Raw genomic sequence first — 1,151 nt, forward strand, 5'->3', positions numbered from 1 at the left:
CAACTATGACAAGTGCATCAGCTGTGGTGCCTGCGTGTTCCAGTGTCCGTTTGGCGCAGTGGTGGACAATTCTTCCATTGTCGATGCGATTAAGCTGCTTCAGCAGGCGGATCATCGCGGCTATTATACCGTAGCGATTGTCGCTCCGGCGATTGCTTCGCAGTTCAAAGGCGTCAAGCTGGGACAGGTCAAGCAGGCATTGCGCAACTTGGGCTTCCATGACGTTGTTGAGGCGGCTCTCGGCGCGGATATGGTCGCAAAGAAAGAGTCGAAGGAGTTGGCGGAAAAGGGCTTCTTGACGTCTTCTTGCTGTCCGGCATTTGTCAGCTATATCAAGAAGCACATGCCGGAAATGACAGAGCATATTTCGCATAACCTGTCTCCGATGGCAGAACTTGGCAAGTACATCAAGGAAAACAGTGCATGGCCGGTCAAGACGGTATTTATCGGCCCATGTACCGCGAAGAAGGAAGAGCAGAAGCTGGAACATGTCCGTCCGTGGGTGGATTGCGTACTGACCTTTGAAGAAATGGTTGCGCTGCTGGATGCAGCAAACTGTGCACCAGAAGATCAGGGCGAATTGCCGGTAAACGATGCGTCGTATTTCGGCCGTATTTTTGCTCGTTCCGGTGGTTTGACCGAAGCAGTTGTCGAGAGCATCAAGGAGCAGGAAATTGACTTTGAGCCGAAGGCAGCGGTTTGCAGCGGCATTGAACAGTGCAAGGTTGCTTTGCTCAAGGCAAAGATGGGCAAGCTGGCAGAGAACTTTATCGAGGGCATGGCCTGTGAGGGCGGCTGCGTCAACGGCGCAGGTGCAATCAGCCATCTGCCGACGGATAAGCGTTCGGTAGATACCTTCGCAAAGACAAGCTCGAAGGACGGCGTCAATATGTCGGTCGGCAGCTACGAGACCAAATTCTAATATACACAAAACAGCGAAACACCAGAGACAGATTTTGTTTCTGGTGTTTTTTCTATGTCCTGACGCATAAGATGGGAGAGACGATAAACGATAATAAGAGGAGGCGTATGATATGCCGACTGTTTTTCTCAGTCCATCTACACAGGAATATAATGCGTATTATGACGGCATGGGCAGTGAAGAATATTATATGAATCTGATTGCGGATGCTATGGTGCCGGATTTGGAA

1 protein-coding gene and 1 pseudogene are annotated in these 1,151 nt (G+C 50.6%); both read left to right on the forward strand.

What is annotated here, in order from left to right:
* Window positions 1-922, forward strand: a 922-nt coding sequence (locus ACR0P9_RS12970; RefSeq protein ID WP_432620798.1) for a [Fe-Fe] hydrogenase large subunit C-terminal domain-containing protein, incomplete at its 5' end; no start/stop codon positions are given.
* 112 nt (window positions 923-1,034) lie between these two features.
* Window positions 1,035-1,151 (forward strand): annotated as a pseudogene (locus tag ACR0P9_RS12975) (peptidoglycan hydrolase); the annotation flags it as partial.

The organism is Butyricicoccus sp. (genome assembly GCF_050872565.1).
In the GTDB taxonomy this organism is placed as follows: Bacteria; Bacillota; Clostridia; order Oscillospirales; family Butyricicoccaceae; genus Butyricicoccus_A.